Genomic DNA, 377 nt, shown 5'->3' with positions numbered 1-377 from the left:
TTCACCACATAGGTCACCTCGTCGCCGACGGCGTCCTTGCGGAGCGCATCCGCCAACGCCACCATCGCCTCGAGCCCCGGACCCTCCGCCGTCGCCAACGCCAAGTACTCGTCATCCGACAGCCCCGCCGGATCGCGTTCGGCGCTGCGCAGCGCCGCGACGACGTCCGTGTCCACCCGCACCGGGCCGCTCAACTCCAACACCTGCTCGCGGACGGTCTCCCAGTCCCCGAACGCGCTGCCGAGGTCGCTGCGCGTCTCGGTGTTGCGGCCGTCGGTGTCTATCTCGGTGTTCAGATCCACCCGGCCCGTCGACTCCCAGGACTCGTCCGGCTCCTGCCACGGCAACCCGACCGGCTTCGTGTCGAGCTTGGCCAG

The 377-nt window shown here is 70.0% G+C and carries 1 pseudogene; it reads right to left on the bottom strand.

What is annotated here, in order from left to right:
• Positions 1 to 377: pseudogene (gene fbiC, locus QM841_RS42920) on the bottom strand (7,8-didemethyl-8-hydroxy-5-deazariboflavin synthase); the annotation flags it as partial.

The sequence above is a fragment of the Rhodococcus sp. IEGM 1307 genome, assembly GCF_030056915.1.
Taxonomy (GTDB): Bacteria; Actinomycetota; Actinomycetes; order Mycobacteriales; family Mycobacteriaceae; genus Rhodococcus_F; species Rhodococcus_F opacus_D.
The sequence above is the reverse complement of the archived record's forward strand: the minus strand, read 5'-3'. Positions and strand labels throughout refer to the sequence as shown.